Origin of the sequence: Hirschia baltica ATCC 49814, assembly GCF_000023785.1 — a bacterium.
Taxonomy (GTDB): Bacteria; Pseudomonadota; Alphaproteobacteria; order Caulobacterales; family Hyphomonadaceae; genus Hirschia; species Hirschia baltica.
In genome coordinates this window covers 1269760-1285075 of the sequence record NC_012982.1, presented here as the reverse complement: position 1 = coordinate 1285075, position 15316 = coordinate 1269760, and the positions used below count along the sequence as shown (strand labels likewise).

Here is a 15316-nt window from a genome sequence, read left to right as displayed (position 1 = left end):
GCAACATCAGACCAAACCCAGCATTCCGAGCCAATCGCCTCATCCCCACCAATTCATTCTAATTCTACGAGCACCGATACAATGGTTGATCAATCCAGTTGGCCCACGCCCCCAATTGCACAGCGTATAGATAAAGTCACAGAGCAAGTTGGCCGCACAAGAACTGATCCATATGCTTGGATTCGCGATGATAATTGGCAAGAAGTCATGCAAACACCAAGCGTGTTAAAGCAAGATATTCGCGATTATATCGAAGCAGAAAATGCTTTCACAAAAGAAGTTTTAGAAACACCAACAACCGTGCTTCAAACTGAATTATTTGAAGAAATGAAAGGCCGGATCAAAGAAGATGATTCATCCGTTCCAATGATTGATGGGGAATGGGCCTATTATCACAAATTTCGTGAAGGCGGCGAATACCCCGTTTATGCGCGTAAACCAGCTGCGACAGCCTTTACTGACAGCAGTGATTCAGATGAAGTTATATTGCTGGACGGCGATCTAATGGGAGACGGCTTAGAATATTTTGACTTTGGTCAAGTTTCTCACAGCCCAGACCACTCCAAAATCGCCTACACTGTAGATAACAAAGGATCTGAATTTTACACGCTGCGCGTAAAAGATCTTAACACAGGTGAAGAATTAGATACGGTTATCGAAAACACTTATGGATCATTCACTTGGGGTGCAGATTCAAATTCACTTTATTGGATCGACAGAAACGAAAACAATCGTCCTGAAAAAATATTCTTCAGAAAACTTGGCGAAGCAACTGACGCACTTGTGTTTCACGAAAAAGATTCAGGCTATTTTCTTGGCGTAAGCCGAAGCCAGTCTGACGCGTTCATATTCATTCGCACGGGCGACCACACAACTAGCGAATATCACTATATCAGAGCAGACAGCGACAAGCCGACCCAATACCACACAATCGCGCCCCGCTCAGCAAACATCGAATATGACGTCATTGATTATAACGATCAATTCTTTATCAAAACGAATGCAGATGGCGCTGTTGATTTCAAAATCATGTCCGCGCCATATGATTCCAGCAGCCGCGAGAACTGGACAGAAGTTGTCCCTCATGAACCGGGCACACTCATAAGCAGCATAAGCGCCTTAAAAGATTGGCTCATTGTCGAAGAACGCAAAGATGCCCTCCCTCGCCTATCGATTACATCTCGTGAAACCGGCGACACGCATGAGATCGCATTTGAAGAGGAAGCTTATGACATATCCAGCAGCACAGGATATGAGTATGACACCGACACAATCCGTCTATATTATGCGTCTCCGACCACGCCGGATCAAACACATGACTACAATATAGAGACACGTGAAAAAACCCTACTAAAAACACGCGAAATCCCGTCTGGGCACACACCAAGTGATTACATCGTCAACAGAGTCATGGCACCCGCTCATGACGGTGAGAGCATTCCAGTCACAATTCTTCGACACAAAGACACGCCATTAGATGGTAGTGCACCCCTTTTACTATACGGATATGGCTCCTACGGAATCACAATAGATGCTGATTTCCGCTCCGGCAGATTATCTCTTGTTGATCGTGGATTTGTGTACGCTATCGCTCATATTCGCGGATCCCAAGCCAAAGGCTATCAATGGTATCTAGATGGGAAACGTGAGAAAAAAACGAATACTTTCAAAGACTACATTTCAGCTGGTGAATATCTGATCGACCAGAATTACACATCAAAAGGCAAAATTGTTGGCATGGGCGGCTCTGCAGGTGGCCTATTAATGGGTGCCGTTTCTAACATGGCCCCAGATTTATTCGCTGGTATCATCGCCGCAGTTCCATTCGTAGATGTCATCAACACCATGTCAGATACAGAACTTCCACTAACCCCACCAGAATGGCCAGAATGGGGTAACCCGATTAAGAGCAGCGAAGATTATGATACAATCCTAGCCTATTCTCCTTATGATAATATCACTGACAGCGCCTACCCTACCATGTTGATTACAGGCGGTCTAACAGACCCACGCGTTACCTATTGGGAACCAACAAAATGGGTTGCAGCACTTCGCCATGAAGCCCCAAATGCAGGTCCATATTTCCTCCGCATTAATATGGGTGCCGGACATGGCGGTGCATCTGGCCGGTTTGAAGGGCTTAAAGAAACAGCGATAGAATATGCCTTTGCTTTAGCAAGTGTTGGCAAAGCTGGTGATACACTGGATCTATCCAAATAAGAGACCAGTATTTGGTATGTCCTATTTGATCTAATTGTTTGAAGTTTCTAGGGTTTAACATTCATCAATCCAAGTTTGATCTTCACAAAATTAAGCTGGAGCCATCAAAATGGCTCCAGTTTTTTTGTATCAACAACGCAGTATTGAAACGAAAAGCCACAATACAAATAAAGCCCCTTCAAAACAAAAAAAGCCCCTTCAAAACAAAAAAAGGCCGATAAGCAAATGCTTATCGGCCTTTTTTTATCATCATCTTTTATACAGCCTTAAAAACCGACAGCATTCAAGATTTGTGTCGACTATGCATCATCTTCTTCAGCTGCTTCTTTTGCTGCTGTGTCTTCTGCAACAAGCTTTTTACCTTCAGCATCTTCACCAAGTTTAGCTGCAGCTTCAACAATTCTAGCATCAACTGTTTTACATTCTTCAGCAGGCTCACCACCTAGAACTTCAGTAAGTTTACATGCTTTCTTGACGTTTTTCAGCTCTTCAACAGCAACACGAAGGTCAAACTCAGCAAGTGCGCGCTTTGTTTCATCTTCTGAAGCCATAAAGTCTAACCAACCACGACCACCACGGTCGCCGAGTTTGGCAGCGTTTGAGAAAGCTGTGCGTGCACCGGCACGATCACCTTCTTTGTGTTTGATCTGACCGATCAGAACCCAACCAAAACCAGGTTCCTTCATTCCACCTTTATCTAAGGCCAAACGAAGGTTCTTTTCAGCTTCTTCATTCTTACCCATTTCAAAGTAAGAACGACCAAGACGCTCATAAGATTTACCGCTATTTGTTAGCTTAGCGAGTTTCTGAATGACAGGAATAGCACGATCATATTCACGAGAAACTTGATACAGATTCGCCAAAGTATCCAGCTTTTCAGCTGTCACTTCAATGCGACCCGCATTCATCTCTTTTTCCATAACCTTAGCGGCTTCAAATGGAGAATTAAATGCATTGTAGAAGTTTACAACGCGCATAACTTCACTCTCAGTTTTGAGGAAGCCTGCAAGATACATTGCTTTCACAACTTCAAATGCTTTGTGATCGTTTTCATCTTCGTAATAAAGAGAAGACATCACTTCATAGTATTTTTTCTCAGCAGGGAAGCTTGGAATAACTTTGTTCATCAAGAAGCTGGCAAGTTTCGTTTTTTGTCCAGTTTCATTGTAGAGATAAACAGCAAAATCAATAGCTTGCTTAGAAGGATTTGCATCCTTGTTTAGCATTGCTTCTAGATATTTGATCGCTTTGTTATTGTCGCCCAATTGCTGATACAATGTCGCCATTTGCATAAATTGCTGACCTGTTGGCTTCGCACCAGATGCAATCCATTCTTCAAGCTTTGCAGCGGCATTTTTATTGTCATCAGTCTGCAAGTATAGCTGAGCAATATTGTAAAGAGTCTCAGTTCTGTTTTCACCAGTGAAAGTTGGCAGCGCTTCTTCGAGGTCACGAATAGCAGCTTTGTAATCACCAGACTTAACGTTAATACCAGCAGAAAGACGAATAACAGCTGAACGCTCATAACAGTTAAGCGTCATACCTTTTAGCTTTGTCATCAAGGACTTCGCTGTTTCCAACTGTCCTTCAGTCAAATATGCGTTCTCAGCATCTAGGTAAGCTTGTCCTGCTTTGGCAGTGAACTGAGTTTCTTCACACGGCACAGCTTGAGCAATAGCACTTGGCACCATCACAGCCATCGCCAATGCCACGGCTGCTCCACATGTCAGTTTTTTCAAACGCATCGTTTTCCTCCAAACGATAAGATATGAATATGCATCCACATCTACAAAATTCTACTCGAAGCGCTCCAAAATGACTCACCATCACAAGAACGCACCCGTGGCTAAATTTTCATTGGCCTTAATGTGAAACACGTCACAACAACCAATTATTCCAGTCTTTTGCGCTAACAAAACGACTAATTCGATATTCTAAAAGCTGGAGCGCTCGTCACTTCGGCGACTTCAATCTTCAAAACATCTATAAACTTTGCGGCCAAATCTATCTATGATTCTAGGCGATAATATGCCCTTGCCCACTTGATTTACCAAAATTCAGTCAACACTATCTCTAAAAAGATAGTAATTTATGCGCAGCGACCAATTATACGGCCACTGCGCATATTATTTACTCGGCCATCTTCAGCTCGAAAGGATACACAACACCCTTACGACCAACAGCTTTACCTTTAACAATTTTAGGTGCGAACTCAGTCGCCCCCACAGCCTTAGCTGCAGCACTTTCATACTGGCTTACGTTACAGGTTGCGACAACGTTATAAGGTTGACCTTGAACATCCACATCCAGTGACACTTCACACTCGGCAGATTTCCCGATGCGTTGCATTGCACGCAAAATCGGCCCTGTGTTTGGTGGACGCACTGGCTGAGCATCACGGTCACTCACGGAAACAGCACCAATATTGATACCTGTTACACGCTCAAACTTGATCTCAGTTGGAGCCGCACCTTGAATGTTAGCTTTCGGCAAATCAATGTTTTGCTTCGTTGCTGCCATTTTCGGGGGCGGTGGTGGTTTGTTAGCTTTGTCGAGTTTCTTAGGCGCTTTACGGGTAGAACGGATCTGCTCTACAGTTGCCTTCTCCGCAAAGATATTTCTTAGGCTACGTTGATCTGCTTTAACACATTTACCAGTTGCCGGGCTCATCACTGCTCCCGGTGGGCAAATTTCTTTAATGCGGATCAAGTTTTCCATAAGCATGAATAAAGCGACTGACAATATTGCTGCTACTGGAATACCTACACCGAAACGTACGATTGGATTCGAAAACATCTTATCCTCTCCTAACTCTGGGGTTCTGTTGAGATGTTAATACTCTTAACACCAGCAGTCATCATATTTGACTGCAATTCAAGTAGAACACCGGTTGTACTCTGACCATCAACCAAGATCATAGCTTCGCCGGACGAATTGTCTTCTACCATCTCTTGCATAGTAGCATAAACTTCGCGCATTTTCACGGCTTTTCTATTGATCCAGATTTCATCGTCAGCTGTCAAAGCAACCATGATGGGTGAATTGATCGGAGCAACCTTTTTAAGGTCAATCTTTTCAACTGTTGCACCAGGTGTTTTCACAAATGTAGCTGTCACAATGAAGAAGATAAGAAGAATGAACACAACGTCCAACATTGGCGTCAAGTCAACTTCAGCGTCTTCTTCGGGTGCAATACGACTTTCTCTAGCCATAACAGACTCCTTCCGATCCTACTCTGAACCGACGAACGCAACGTTGGCGATATTGGCAAGTCTTGCCTCATCAACAACCTTAAGCGCGTACAGGTTCTTAGCTTCAGGGTGAACTTGAACAACAACGCTGATATCAGGGAATTCAGCTTTCTTACGTTCAATGTTCGCACGAACGGCTGAGATATCAGTGAAACGTCCATCCACACGAATAAAGTTGCCTTCATCCACATAGATACTGATTGCTTTAGCCTGAGGTGGTGGTGGACCATCGCTTTGAGGCGGTGGCGTCAAATCCATCCCCTGTTCGCTTAGGAATGTCGATGTCACGATAAAGAAGATCAGAAGAATGAACACAACATCCAACATTGGTGTCATATCAACTTCAGCTTCGTCGACGGGCTTTTTACGTCTACGCATCCTCGTGAATCTCCATTTGGTCTTCGACTTTAGCAACCTCACGACGAACCTTACGATCAAGATCCATAGTGAAGAGCAAGCCTGAGATAGAAATCACCATACCAGCCATTGTTGGAATAGTCGCACGCGACACCCCAGCAGACATAGCACGCGCGTCAGACGAACCAGTGATAGCCATCAAATCAAAAACATTGACCATACCTGTCACTGTTCCCAAAAGGCCAAGCATTGGTGCCAAAGCCACAACAGCTTTCAACAAAACAACATTCGCTTGAGCTTCCTGACGGACTTCTGAAACGATTTTGTCTTTAACCCAATGCGCATATTTAGATGTATGGTCCTTACGGCTGTCCCATTTCTCTAGTGCGTTTGCAACAACGTCTTTGTGTGAAAGACGGAAGTAGAAAACACGCTCAAGGATGAGGGCCCACATAACGAAGGCCGCCGCCATAATAATGAAAAGAACCGGTCCACCTCTGTCCAAGAAGCCGTTAAGACTGTCTGGAAAAAATGGCATGTTAACCTCCCTTTTCTAAAAAAGGGGAAGAACCCGGGATTAAACCCGGGCACCGCCCTTTTGCTCTGCGCGTTCTGCAACCATACCAGCAGCTTGCTCTTCGAGCACTTGCTGAACACTTCTTGCCTTAGCAGACACGAATGCGTGGAGAAGAATAAGCGGGATAGCAGCTACAAGACCTTCAACAGTCGTTACAAGCGCTTGCGAGATACCATCAGCCATTGTTTTCGGGTCACCAGTACCAACCAGAGTGATCTGAGTAAATGTACGGATCATACCAACAACAGTACCCAAAAGACCCATCATCGGAGAAACAGCAGCTAGAACTTTGATCAAGTTCACGAAGCTATCAATCTTAGGTGTTTCTTTAAGGATGGCTTCATCCAAACGAAGTTCTAGAGCTTCAACATCATCTTGTTTCGAGTCTTCGAATGCTTGGAAGATACGTGCCAATGGGTTTGAAGAACCAGCTTGTTTTGTTTGAGCTGTTTTCTTAACTGCTGCACCAATCATTGTAAGTGTTACAAGTTTGTAGATACCAATTACAAGACCGATAGCTAGAAGACCTAGAACAACATAACCAGGTAGACCACCTTGTTTAATACGGTCGCCAAGTTTAGGCATGTTAGCCAAAAGACCAAGCAAGTCACCTTGAGATGGATCAACAGGAGCTGCAACCAGCTTGCCTTCACCAGCTGAACGTAATGCTTGAGCACCAGACATCAAAGCACCTGATGGCTGCGCAGCAAACGCAATAAATTTACCAGCATCAAGATCTAGGAATTTAGGAGAAGATTCGTCTGTGAAAGCTGTAAATGGACCTACACGGAAAACAGATACAGGTTCATTGTTGTTTTCGTTAGCAACAACAGCTTGGAAAGACTTAACTTCACCTTGACCAACAACTTCTTGCAACATTGCACGCCATAGAAGGTCGAGCTGTTGACGTGTTGGAAGTGTACGCGCTTGAGCAATGTCAGACAAAGCTTCTGCACGGCCTGTGTATTCTTGAGAGATGATTGAACGACGCAATAGCGGGTCAATCTCACCAGCTGCTGTACGGAATTGACCTAACAATTCAGAGAAGTCACCAGCTTTTTCTTGTAGTTCACTTTGAAGTCCAACAAGAACTTCTTCGTTTGCAGCAAATTGGTTAGCTAGAGCTTGTCCAGCTGCCTCTTCTGCACGAACTTCAGCACGAGCAGCAGCCAACTGAGAAGCTTGTTGGTCACGCGCGCTTTTAAATTCGTTCAAACGACGTGTGTTCTCGGCGTTCAAAGTGCTTGAGTCTTTTTTGATTGCAGCAACAACATCACTCAATGATTGAGCAGACGCAGCACCAGCGGTCGAAGTCATTAGAATGGCTGCAGCAGCCATTGCTTTGATCGAAAATTTAATCGGTTTCATATCAGTAAATCTCACTTTCGGCGTTACTGAGCAGACAATTTGACGACCGGAGCCATCATGATTGCTGGTGTTGCAACTTTGTCAGCGATGCGAATGCCTTTAAGAACTTCACTCTTATAGCTTGAAGGTAGATCTACCCACTGCTGTGTTTCGCGATCCCAACGGCCAAGTTGATTACGATCTTTTGTGATGTAAACCATCGCAACACGACCATAACGGAAGATGTCAACAGTTTTCACTGAACCGTCTGCCAATGTGATGTCATCTGTGTAGGCATCAATTGTACGACCGTATTCCATTTCGCTTTGGAAAGCTTGGATGATCAAACGGTAGCGCTCAGCTGGAGATACATCACCGCGACCCATAACGTCGTCAAGTTTTGCATAACGGTCTGCACGAACGTCCAGTTTACCGTCTTCTGTCATATCCTTAAAAGGAAGGTCAGCTGCATAAAACATTTTCGCTGCTGCGATCATGTCTTCCATCATAGGCACCATTTGCGCCTTGATTTCTTCTACACGACCAAGTTGCTCTTCCAAGCTTTTCAGCTCGTTTTCTTGAGACGCAACAACGCGCTCTTGCTGACGCTTATAAAGTGCAGCGGCATCTTTTTGCTGCAATAGCGTGCGGAATTCGCGAACCATGTCAGAACGTTCATCATCCAACTGATTGATGCGCTCTTGTGTTTGCTCTGCTTTACGCGTCGCTGCTTCACCAACGCTAATCGCGCCAGCTAAATCTGCTTGTGCAAAAGCCGGTGTCGCAACAGACGCCAAAATGGACGCCATGAACGCTGCACGCACCGGTTTGATAAACCGTTTCATGTCTTGCCTCTCAACTCCCCGACACGGCGATGCATTATGCCCTCACCGTTCGAAAACTTAACTCTATTTTAGAGGGGGAAACACTCTGCTCCCCCAATATCCCTGAACGTTAATGCATGCTGTTTTGCAAAACGTCCAATGAAATTCAACAATAGTTCCCGACAATTTCAAATGATGAACTCACCTGAATCACCGCAATCGGAGCATATCTATTTGTATGCTCTTCTAATTCTCCCTCAGCAATTAACCCTAAGGTAAATTGCATACCGAATTTGTCCATATGCGATATTAATCGCCGTAAGGCAACTGAACGCTAACAACAAGTAATCATTCCAATCAATATGTCTTTAACATGCTCAACTGCTTTTTTATCAACTTCACACAAAAAACACACCAAATTTATCATTACCAACCACTAAATCGCTTACTTTTCCGATTTAAATGAAAAAAAACAAATTCAATTTTCTCTAAAATTCTTCCAACAAAAAATTACACTATTTTCACTTTGGGCACCCTAGTAAGGAGTTTCACCCCCTTATTCTCGATTCCCAACAGTCCACAACATGCCTATATTAGGTTTTCTTGACATTCAAATGACTGTTCAACAAAACTATCCATTCACACAGCAAATTGATAAGAAAAGTATCAGCAACCATACAATTAATTGCACACATTACATGCAAAGATGCTTCTCACTATTAGGCAAATGACGCAGGCGCAATCTGACCCTCATACGAAAAACTCAATTTCTACAGCGCGTATATTTGTAGGATATAATTTTGCCATATATAACCACCATTTTACCACATATATTAATACATAAGGTATCCGATGATCTCATTTGATGAAGCCCTCCAGAGGATACATAATTTAGCCCAACCACTGCCTTATGAAGAAGTCTCTTTTGAAACGTCTGCCAACAGGGTATTGGCCGACAATTTAACCTCAAGATCCGATGCACCATCCCAAGATGTGTCAGCTATGGATGGTTATGGTGTGCGTGATTCCGATCTCACCAACCTACCTGTTCGGTTGCCGATATTAGCCCAAAGCTTTGCAGGCTCTCCACCGCCTCCACAATTTACCCAAACAGGCTGCGTTAGAATTTTCACAGGTGCGCCAGTTCCAGCTGGTATTGATCGCGTTATCATACAAGAGAATGTAGAACGAGATGGCGATATCGCCATTATTAAATCACCCGTTTCAGAATCGCGTAATATTCGAAAAAAAGGCTCCGACTTCAAAGCCGGCGACACCTTGCTCAAAGCAGGTACGCACCTCTCATGGCGCGCAATGACAACTGCTGCCGCAGCGGATCGGGAGAGCGTGAAAGTCATTCGCACCCCCAAGGCCGTCATTCTCGCGACTGGCGATGAATTAAAGCCGCCCGGACAAGCACATTTACACCCAGGAGCCATCCCTGAAAGCGTCTCTTTTGGAATCAGTGCTTATATAAAAGCCAATGGCGGCGACGTCATCCGCTCCGAAAGTTTGAATGATTCGCCCCAATTGCTGGAAAAAGCGGCCGCTTCAGCCATACACGATGCTGATATTGTCATCGTAACTGGCGGCGCGTCTGTCGGCGAAAAGGACTATGCCAAAGCCATGTTTGAAAACCACGGCATGGAGCTTATCTTTTCAAAAGTTGCTATCAAACCCGGAAAACCTGTCTGGTGTGCAAAAGTTAAAAACACCATTATCCTTGGTCTACCCGGCAACCCAACATCAGCTTTAGTGACAGCACGATTATTTTTAAAACCACTCCTTTTAGGTTTAGCAGGACGCGATAACAAAGCAGGATCAGCTCCCAGACAGATGGAAACCTCAATGCCTATTCCCCAAAATGGCAATCGAGAAAATTTCATGAGAGGCTATATAAAGGATGAGAAGGTCTGCTTATTCACCAACCAAGACTCCAGTGCGCAATCTGTCCTAGCTAGAGCTGATATCCTGATAAGAAGGCTTCCCAATGCGCCTGAAGTTCAGGTCGGTGAAAAAGTCATCATCTATGACTTTTGATAGCGCCACCTTAAAATCCACCGGTAAAACTGCGATCATTATTCTTGCTGGCGGCGATGGACGACGCATTGGCGGCAGCAAGCATGACAAGCGCTTAAACGGGAAGCCATTATTAGAATACACAATGGAACGTGCAGCCTTTTATGGATCTAATATCGCTATTCAACTTGCATATGAGAATCAGATTGATTCAGTAGGCATTCCGCAAATTATAGATGAGCCGGATATTAATGGCCCATTGGGCGGCGTGATAGCAGCGCTGAAATGGTGCAAAATTCATGGGTATGACAGCATGCTAACACTCCCATGCGACTGCCCTTTCCTACCAGATGATCTTCTAACGCGATTAAACACAGCCGCTAAAGGATCGGACAGTATTGCAATGCCTGTAAGCAATGAGTCATTACATCCAGTGTGCTCGCTCTGGCAGACATCCCATTTAATGCAACTGCAAACCAATGCGGATAAAGGCCAATTAAGTCTGAAACGAAACGCACTCGACTGCGGCATTATTAAAGTTGAATGGGATACTCAAACCTACGACCCATTTTTCAACGTAAACACATTGGATGATTTAAAAGAAGCCGAGGAAATATTGAAGCGGCTTTAGCCAATGCGGACTACAGACCCAAACATCCAACACAAGATAGCCAAACATGCGTGACTTCTTGCACAATGCGAGCACGGAAAGTCGGCATAAACGCCAATAATATATTCTAGGAAAAATTTAAAAACCTTGGCTGGGGCACCAGGATTCGAACCTGGGAATACCGCTACCAAAAAGCGGTGCCTTACCACTTGGCGATGCCCCAACAAAGGAGCGCTGTAAGTAACTAACCTTAAATTGGAATGCAATACTTTTTTTGCTCTGAAATAAGAAAAATACGGTGATATTCGAAAAAACAGCGATTTTCTTAAACTTATCAATCCTCTAATTTCCCTATTCCCACCGCCGGATCACTTGCAGACGGAAGGGTGAATCACGTGAAATTGATGAAACAATCCGCCATATTAATGGAAATCACACATTCTTCCCTTTCAATTTGTAAAACTTACACCTATATTTATCGATAATCGCTATAATTCAGACCTGAAGCCGTGCCATTTGATGGAAAAGCAAAACAGGTGTGTTAGTTACGAATTGGAAACACATGAAAACGCTTCTTCTATCATTCGCGGGTGGATTTCTCGCATTGATTCTATTTTTCATCGCCCTCCCCATATTCATCCTGACTCTTGTGAGCGGAAACGCCTCAGATGTTGCTCCTAAGGGCGCTGTTATCTTAGAAATTGATATGCGCTATGAATACCCTGATCAGAAGCCAACTGATGGTCTAGCCTCCCTCTTTGGGCAAACAAGTTTTGTTGATATCCTCACAAAACTAGATCGCGCTGCCACAGATGATCATGTCAAAGGTGTCGTTCTACGTGCAAGCGAAATGGGATTTGGCTCTTCTCGCGCTGAAGAAATAAGAAGCGCAATTAAAAAGCTCCAAGCCAATGATAAATTTGTCCTTGCACATTCTCAAGGCTTCTTCGTTGGTGGTCCAGCAGCTTATCGCGCTATATCAGCCAGTGATGAAATCTGGCTACAAGCAGGTAGCGACCTCTCTATTCCCGGCTTTTCACTTGAAACTTTGTTCCTGAAGGGCCTCTTCGACAATCTGGGCATATCTGCTGAGATTGAAGCATTTCACGAATTTAAAAACTCTCCCAACGTCTATAAAGAAACAGACTTCACAGAATCACACGCCAAAGCGATGCGCGAACTGGCTGAAGGATTATGGCAGGTTAGCCTCATCGACATTGCCAATGACCGTGCTGATAAAATGGCCGATAATGCCATTTTGCGCGATGTATTGGAAAACAGCCCATATTCTTCAGACCAAGCTCTCGACCTTGGACTCGTCGATAAACTTGGATGGCCAGAAGATCTTGTCCGTCATGCAATGGGCTTAGCCCCCAATGCTGAATTGATCGACATTGCCCAATACACACCGAAAAAAATCGCCGACAAAGCGCCTAAGATCGCGCTCATTGGCGGTGAAGGTGGTATCATGCCAGGATCATCTGGTGGTGACATCTTTAATCCAAATGCAGAGCAGATTATCGCATCAGATACAGTGTCATCACAGATATACGACGCCGGTAAAGATGAAAGCATTAAAGCCATTGTTTTCCGTGTTGATAGTGGCGGAGGCTCCCCGACGGCATCAGACCAGATCTGGAATGCAATTGAATATGTCCAAAACACATATAACAAACCAGTTGTTATCTCTATGGGATCGGTTGCAGCTTCAGGCGGATATTATATCTCCATGGGCGCTGATAAAATCTACGCAAACCGCGCCACAATCACCGGCTCAATCGGTGTGTATGGTGGTAAATTTGCGCTTGCAGAAGGTCTAAGAAAAATTGGTGTAAACCCATCTCGTATTGATGTAGGTGGCCCCTATGCATCCATTTACACGTCTACAGAACGCCTGTCCGAGCAACAACGTGCAACCATGCGGGCAAGTCTGGCACGCACATATGATCGTTTCACACGGCTTGCTGCTGATGGCCGAGGCATGAGCCAAGAGGCTTTGCACGAAATCGCCAAAGGCCGCGTATGGACGGGTGTCGCAGCCAAAGAAAATGGCCTTGTTGATGAACTTGGTGGATTGATTGACGCCATTGAGGGCGCAAAGCAACTCGCCGGAATCGATGCAGACAAGCAGGTTAATCTTGTATCGATGACGCCGGAACAAGACCCTGTTCAAGCAATTGGCAGCATGTTGGGAGCGTCTGCACAAAGCATGCATACTCTCAATCAATTGTCCCAAATTATGGGTGATGAGCGCATCCAAGCCACAATCATGCAAATACAAGCAATGGAAACTCAGCCCAACCAGATGGCCGCACCTGTCATTAAAGAATACTAAAACAGGCTATCTTGGACTATATCTAAAAAAAGGGGGCTGGACTTGAAAACCTGCCCCCTTTTCACAGCTTATGACAAACAAGTGTTTTCACTTACTTTGTTTTATCATAACTCTGACCTTGCTTTATTGCTGGGTTAATAATAACCGCTAGCGATGTAAAAACGTATTTAGCAATGCTTGATACACATTAGTACATTCAAGATATTGATTAAGCTTATGAGGGCAAAATGGCTGATATTCGTAAAGTAACAGAATCTTTTGCAGTCGCGCCACAAATCGACGTAGATGATTTTGCTTCCATCCAAGAAGACGGCTTCAAATTCATCATCAATAATCGCCCTGATGAAGAAACTTTTGGCCAAATGCCTGGCGCAACCGCAAACGCCAAAGCAACTGAATTTGGAATGGGCTATAAAGCTGTCCCAATCTCTGGACCGGGCGACTTCATGAAATCAATGAAAGCATTGAACGACGCCATCGCGGAAAGTGAAGGCCCTGTACTTGCCTATTGTCGTTCTGGCACGCGTTCAATTTCTCTATGGTCATTAGCTCAAGTAAAGATCGGAGCTGAAACACCAGAATCAGCAATAGAGAAAGCTAAAATGGCTGGATATGACTTGTCTCATCTTGAGCCGACTTTGAATCAATTAGCTGGCTCCAAATAAGCGGCAATTAGGCATGACACATAAGTTTCACTTGGCTTGTTCTGATTTCTGCCTCATTTCAAAGTTCAACAGTGTACGGTATTCTTGCGTGACTTTCTTTTTAAAGTAAGAGAGAAACACACAATCTGAGAATACCTAGTTTTAAAATGGTTGATTGCGTATGAAGAAGAAAATTTGGACGTCAGACTTTATTGTTGAAGGCCCTAATTCCATTCTTGTTAAAAAGACGGGGCATCGTATCCGTCTTGATTTTCATTTACTGCATGACATCTTCACATGGTTCACCTTCTTCTTCTTTGCACAGGCATGGCGTATTCAGCGTGCCCTTTCCGGCCATAAACGCCCTAAAATCGCTTTTGCTCCCGATCAACCACGCCCTTGGTATTTGATCTGGCCTGTGCTGCATGTGGCCGGTGCCCGCATTGTCAAAGATAGTGAAGACGCTGACATCATCATGCAGTTTGATGATTCAACTGAAAGCTCCACGCCAACAACTATTGGCCATTCTAAGCATGCAAAAACAGTCAATTTTGAATGTACCGACATTTCTAAATCTCGCGTGGCCGAAGCATTTGAGCGTGCCGCCGGATACGGCCTTGGTGTCGATCCTGAAACCTACACAGGCATGATCGTTGATAAGTCAGAGATTAACGCAGCACATGATGGGCGCATCATAGCCGGCCCTATTCCCCGCGTCGAAGGCCGCGCTTATCAACGACTAGTGGATAATGAGATTCCCGGCGGGCTAGTCGAAGACCTACGTACATGTACAGTCAATGGTGAACCATCTCTTGTATTCATCAAACGTCGCCCTCTATCTAGACGTTTCTTGAATGAAAATACTGAAGTTTTCATCAAAAACCCTCAAGATGTGTTCTCAAAAGATGAACTTGATGTGATCCGCGCCTTTACCAAGGAAATCAAGCTTGACTGGGGCGGTGTAGACGTGTTGCGTGATGCAAAAGATGGTCGTATTTTTATCGTCGATGCTAACAAGACTGACATGGGTCCACCCGTTGCTTTGCCTCTTGGACAAAAGCTGCGCGCGACCAGACGTCTTGCCAAAGCATTTGCCGATCAGTTTGCGCCATAAACTTCATGTCTCTACCTT

At 44.5% G+C, this 15316-nt stretch carries 13 protein-coding genes and 1 tRNA gene; 6 read left to right on the top strand and 8 right to left on the bottom strand.

The window, feature by feature from the left end:
- Positions 1 to 81: 81 nt before the first annotated feature.
- On the top strand, positions 82 to 2220 hold the full coding sequence (locus tag HBAL_RS06065) for a S9 family peptidase (RefSeq protein WP_015827056.1): 2139 nt from the start codon (positions 82 to 84) through the stop codon (positions 2218 to 2220).
- A 299-nt stretch (positions 2221 to 2519) separates the two neighbouring features.
- On the opposite strand, the gene HBAL_RS06060 is transcribed toward HBAL_RS06065, so the two are convergent.
- The 7 genes from HBAL_RS06060 to HBAL_RS06030 form a co-directional block, all read right to left on the bottom strand.
- The gene (locus tag HBAL_RS06060) at positions 2520 to 3965 is read right to left on the bottom strand and encodes a tetratricopeptide repeat protein (protein ID WP_015827055.1); all 1446 of its coding nucleotides are present in this window, start codon (positions 3963 to 3965) and stop codon (positions 2520 to 2522) included.
- Positions 3966 to 4350: 385 nt separating this feature from the next.
- Entirely contained in the window at positions 4351 to 5016 is a 666-nt protein-coding gene (locus HBAL_RS06055; RefSeq protein ID WP_015827054.1) for a hypothetical protein, read from the bottom strand.
- A gap of 11 nt (positions 5017 to 5027) precedes the next feature.
- Positions 5028 to 5432, bottom strand: coding sequence for an ExbD/TolR family protein (locus HBAL_RS06050; protein WP_015827053.1), 405 nt, complete (start codon positions 5430 to 5432; stop codon positions 5028 to 5030).
- Positions 5433 to 5450: 18 nt separating this feature from the next.
- On the bottom strand, positions 5451 to 5849 hold the full coding sequence (locus tag HBAL_RS06045; RefSeq protein ID WP_015827052.1) for an ExbD/TolR family protein: 399 nt from the start codon (positions 5847 to 5849) through the stop codon (positions 5451 to 5453).
- A complete protein-coding gene (locus HBAL_RS06040) occupies positions 5842 to 6366 on the bottom strand; it encodes a MotA/TolQ/ExbB proton channel family protein (RefSeq protein WP_015827051.1) in 525 nt (174 codons plus the stop codon). Before HBAL_RS06040 ends, HBAL_RS06045 begins: the two co-directional genes overlap by 8 nt.
- A 39-nt stretch (positions 6367 to 6405) precedes the next feature.
- Positions 6406 to 7773 (bottom strand): MotA/TolQ/ExbB proton channel family protein, encoded by a 1368-nt coding sequence (locus HBAL_RS06035; RefSeq protein ID WP_015827050.1) that lies wholly within the window; start codon positions 7771 to 7773, stop codon positions 6406 to 6408.
- 23 nt (positions 7774 to 7796) lie between these two features.
- Positions 7797 to 8597, bottom strand: coding sequence for a DUF3450 domain-containing protein (locus HBAL_RS06030; protein WP_015827049.1), 801 nt, complete (start codon positions 8595 to 8597; stop codon positions 7797 to 7799).
- An 831-nt stretch (positions 8598 to 9428) separates the two neighbouring features.
- Here HBAL_RS06030 and HBAL_RS06025 point away from each other — a divergent pair.
- Positions 9429 to 10616 carry a molybdopterin molybdotransferase MoeA gene (locus HBAL_RS06025; RefSeq protein ID WP_015827047.1) on the top strand — a complete coding sequence of 396 codons (1188 nt, stop codon included), beginning with the start codon at positions 9429 to 9431 and terminating at the stop codon, positions 10614 to 10616.
- Positions 10606 to 11226: a molybdenum cofactor guanylyltransferase gene (gene mobA, locus HBAL_RS16280; RefSeq protein WP_015827046.1), complete on the top strand. Its 621-nt coding sequence runs from the start codon at positions 10606 to 10608 to the stop codon at positions 11224 to 11226. Before HBAL_RS06025 ends, mobA begins: the two co-directional genes overlap by 11 nt.
- Positions 11227 to 11353: 127 nt before the next feature.
- Here mobA and HBAL_RS06015 read toward each other — a convergent pair.
- A tRNA-Gln gene (locus tag HBAL_RS06015) sits at positions 11354 to 11428 on the bottom strand.
- Positions 11429 to 11767: 339 nt separating this feature from the next.
- Here HBAL_RS06015 and sppA point away from each other — a divergent pair.
- The 3 genes from sppA (at position 11768) to HBAL_RS06000 (ending at position 15298) form a co-directional block, all read left to right on the top strand.
- On the top strand, positions 11768 to 13540 hold the full coding sequence (gene sppA / locus HBAL_RS06010; protein ID WP_015827045.1) for a signal peptide peptidase SppA: 1773 nt from the start codon (positions 11768 to 11770) through the stop codon (positions 13538 to 13540).
- A gap of 227 nt (positions 13541 to 13767) precedes the next feature.
- The gene (locus HBAL_RS06005; protein ID WP_015827044.1) at positions 13768 to 14205 is read left to right on the top strand and encodes a TIGR01244 family sulfur transferase; all 438 of its coding nucleotides are present in this window, start codon (positions 13768 to 13770) and stop codon (positions 14203 to 14205) included.
- A 160-nt stretch (positions 14206 to 14365) separates the two neighbouring features.
- Complete coding sequence (locus tag HBAL_RS06000) at positions 14366 to 15298, top strand: uL22 family ribosomal protein (RefSeq protein WP_015827043.1); 933 nt, start codon at positions 14366 to 14368, stop codon at positions 15296 to 15298.
- The last annotated feature ends 18 nt before the right edge of the window (positions 15299 to 15316 follow it).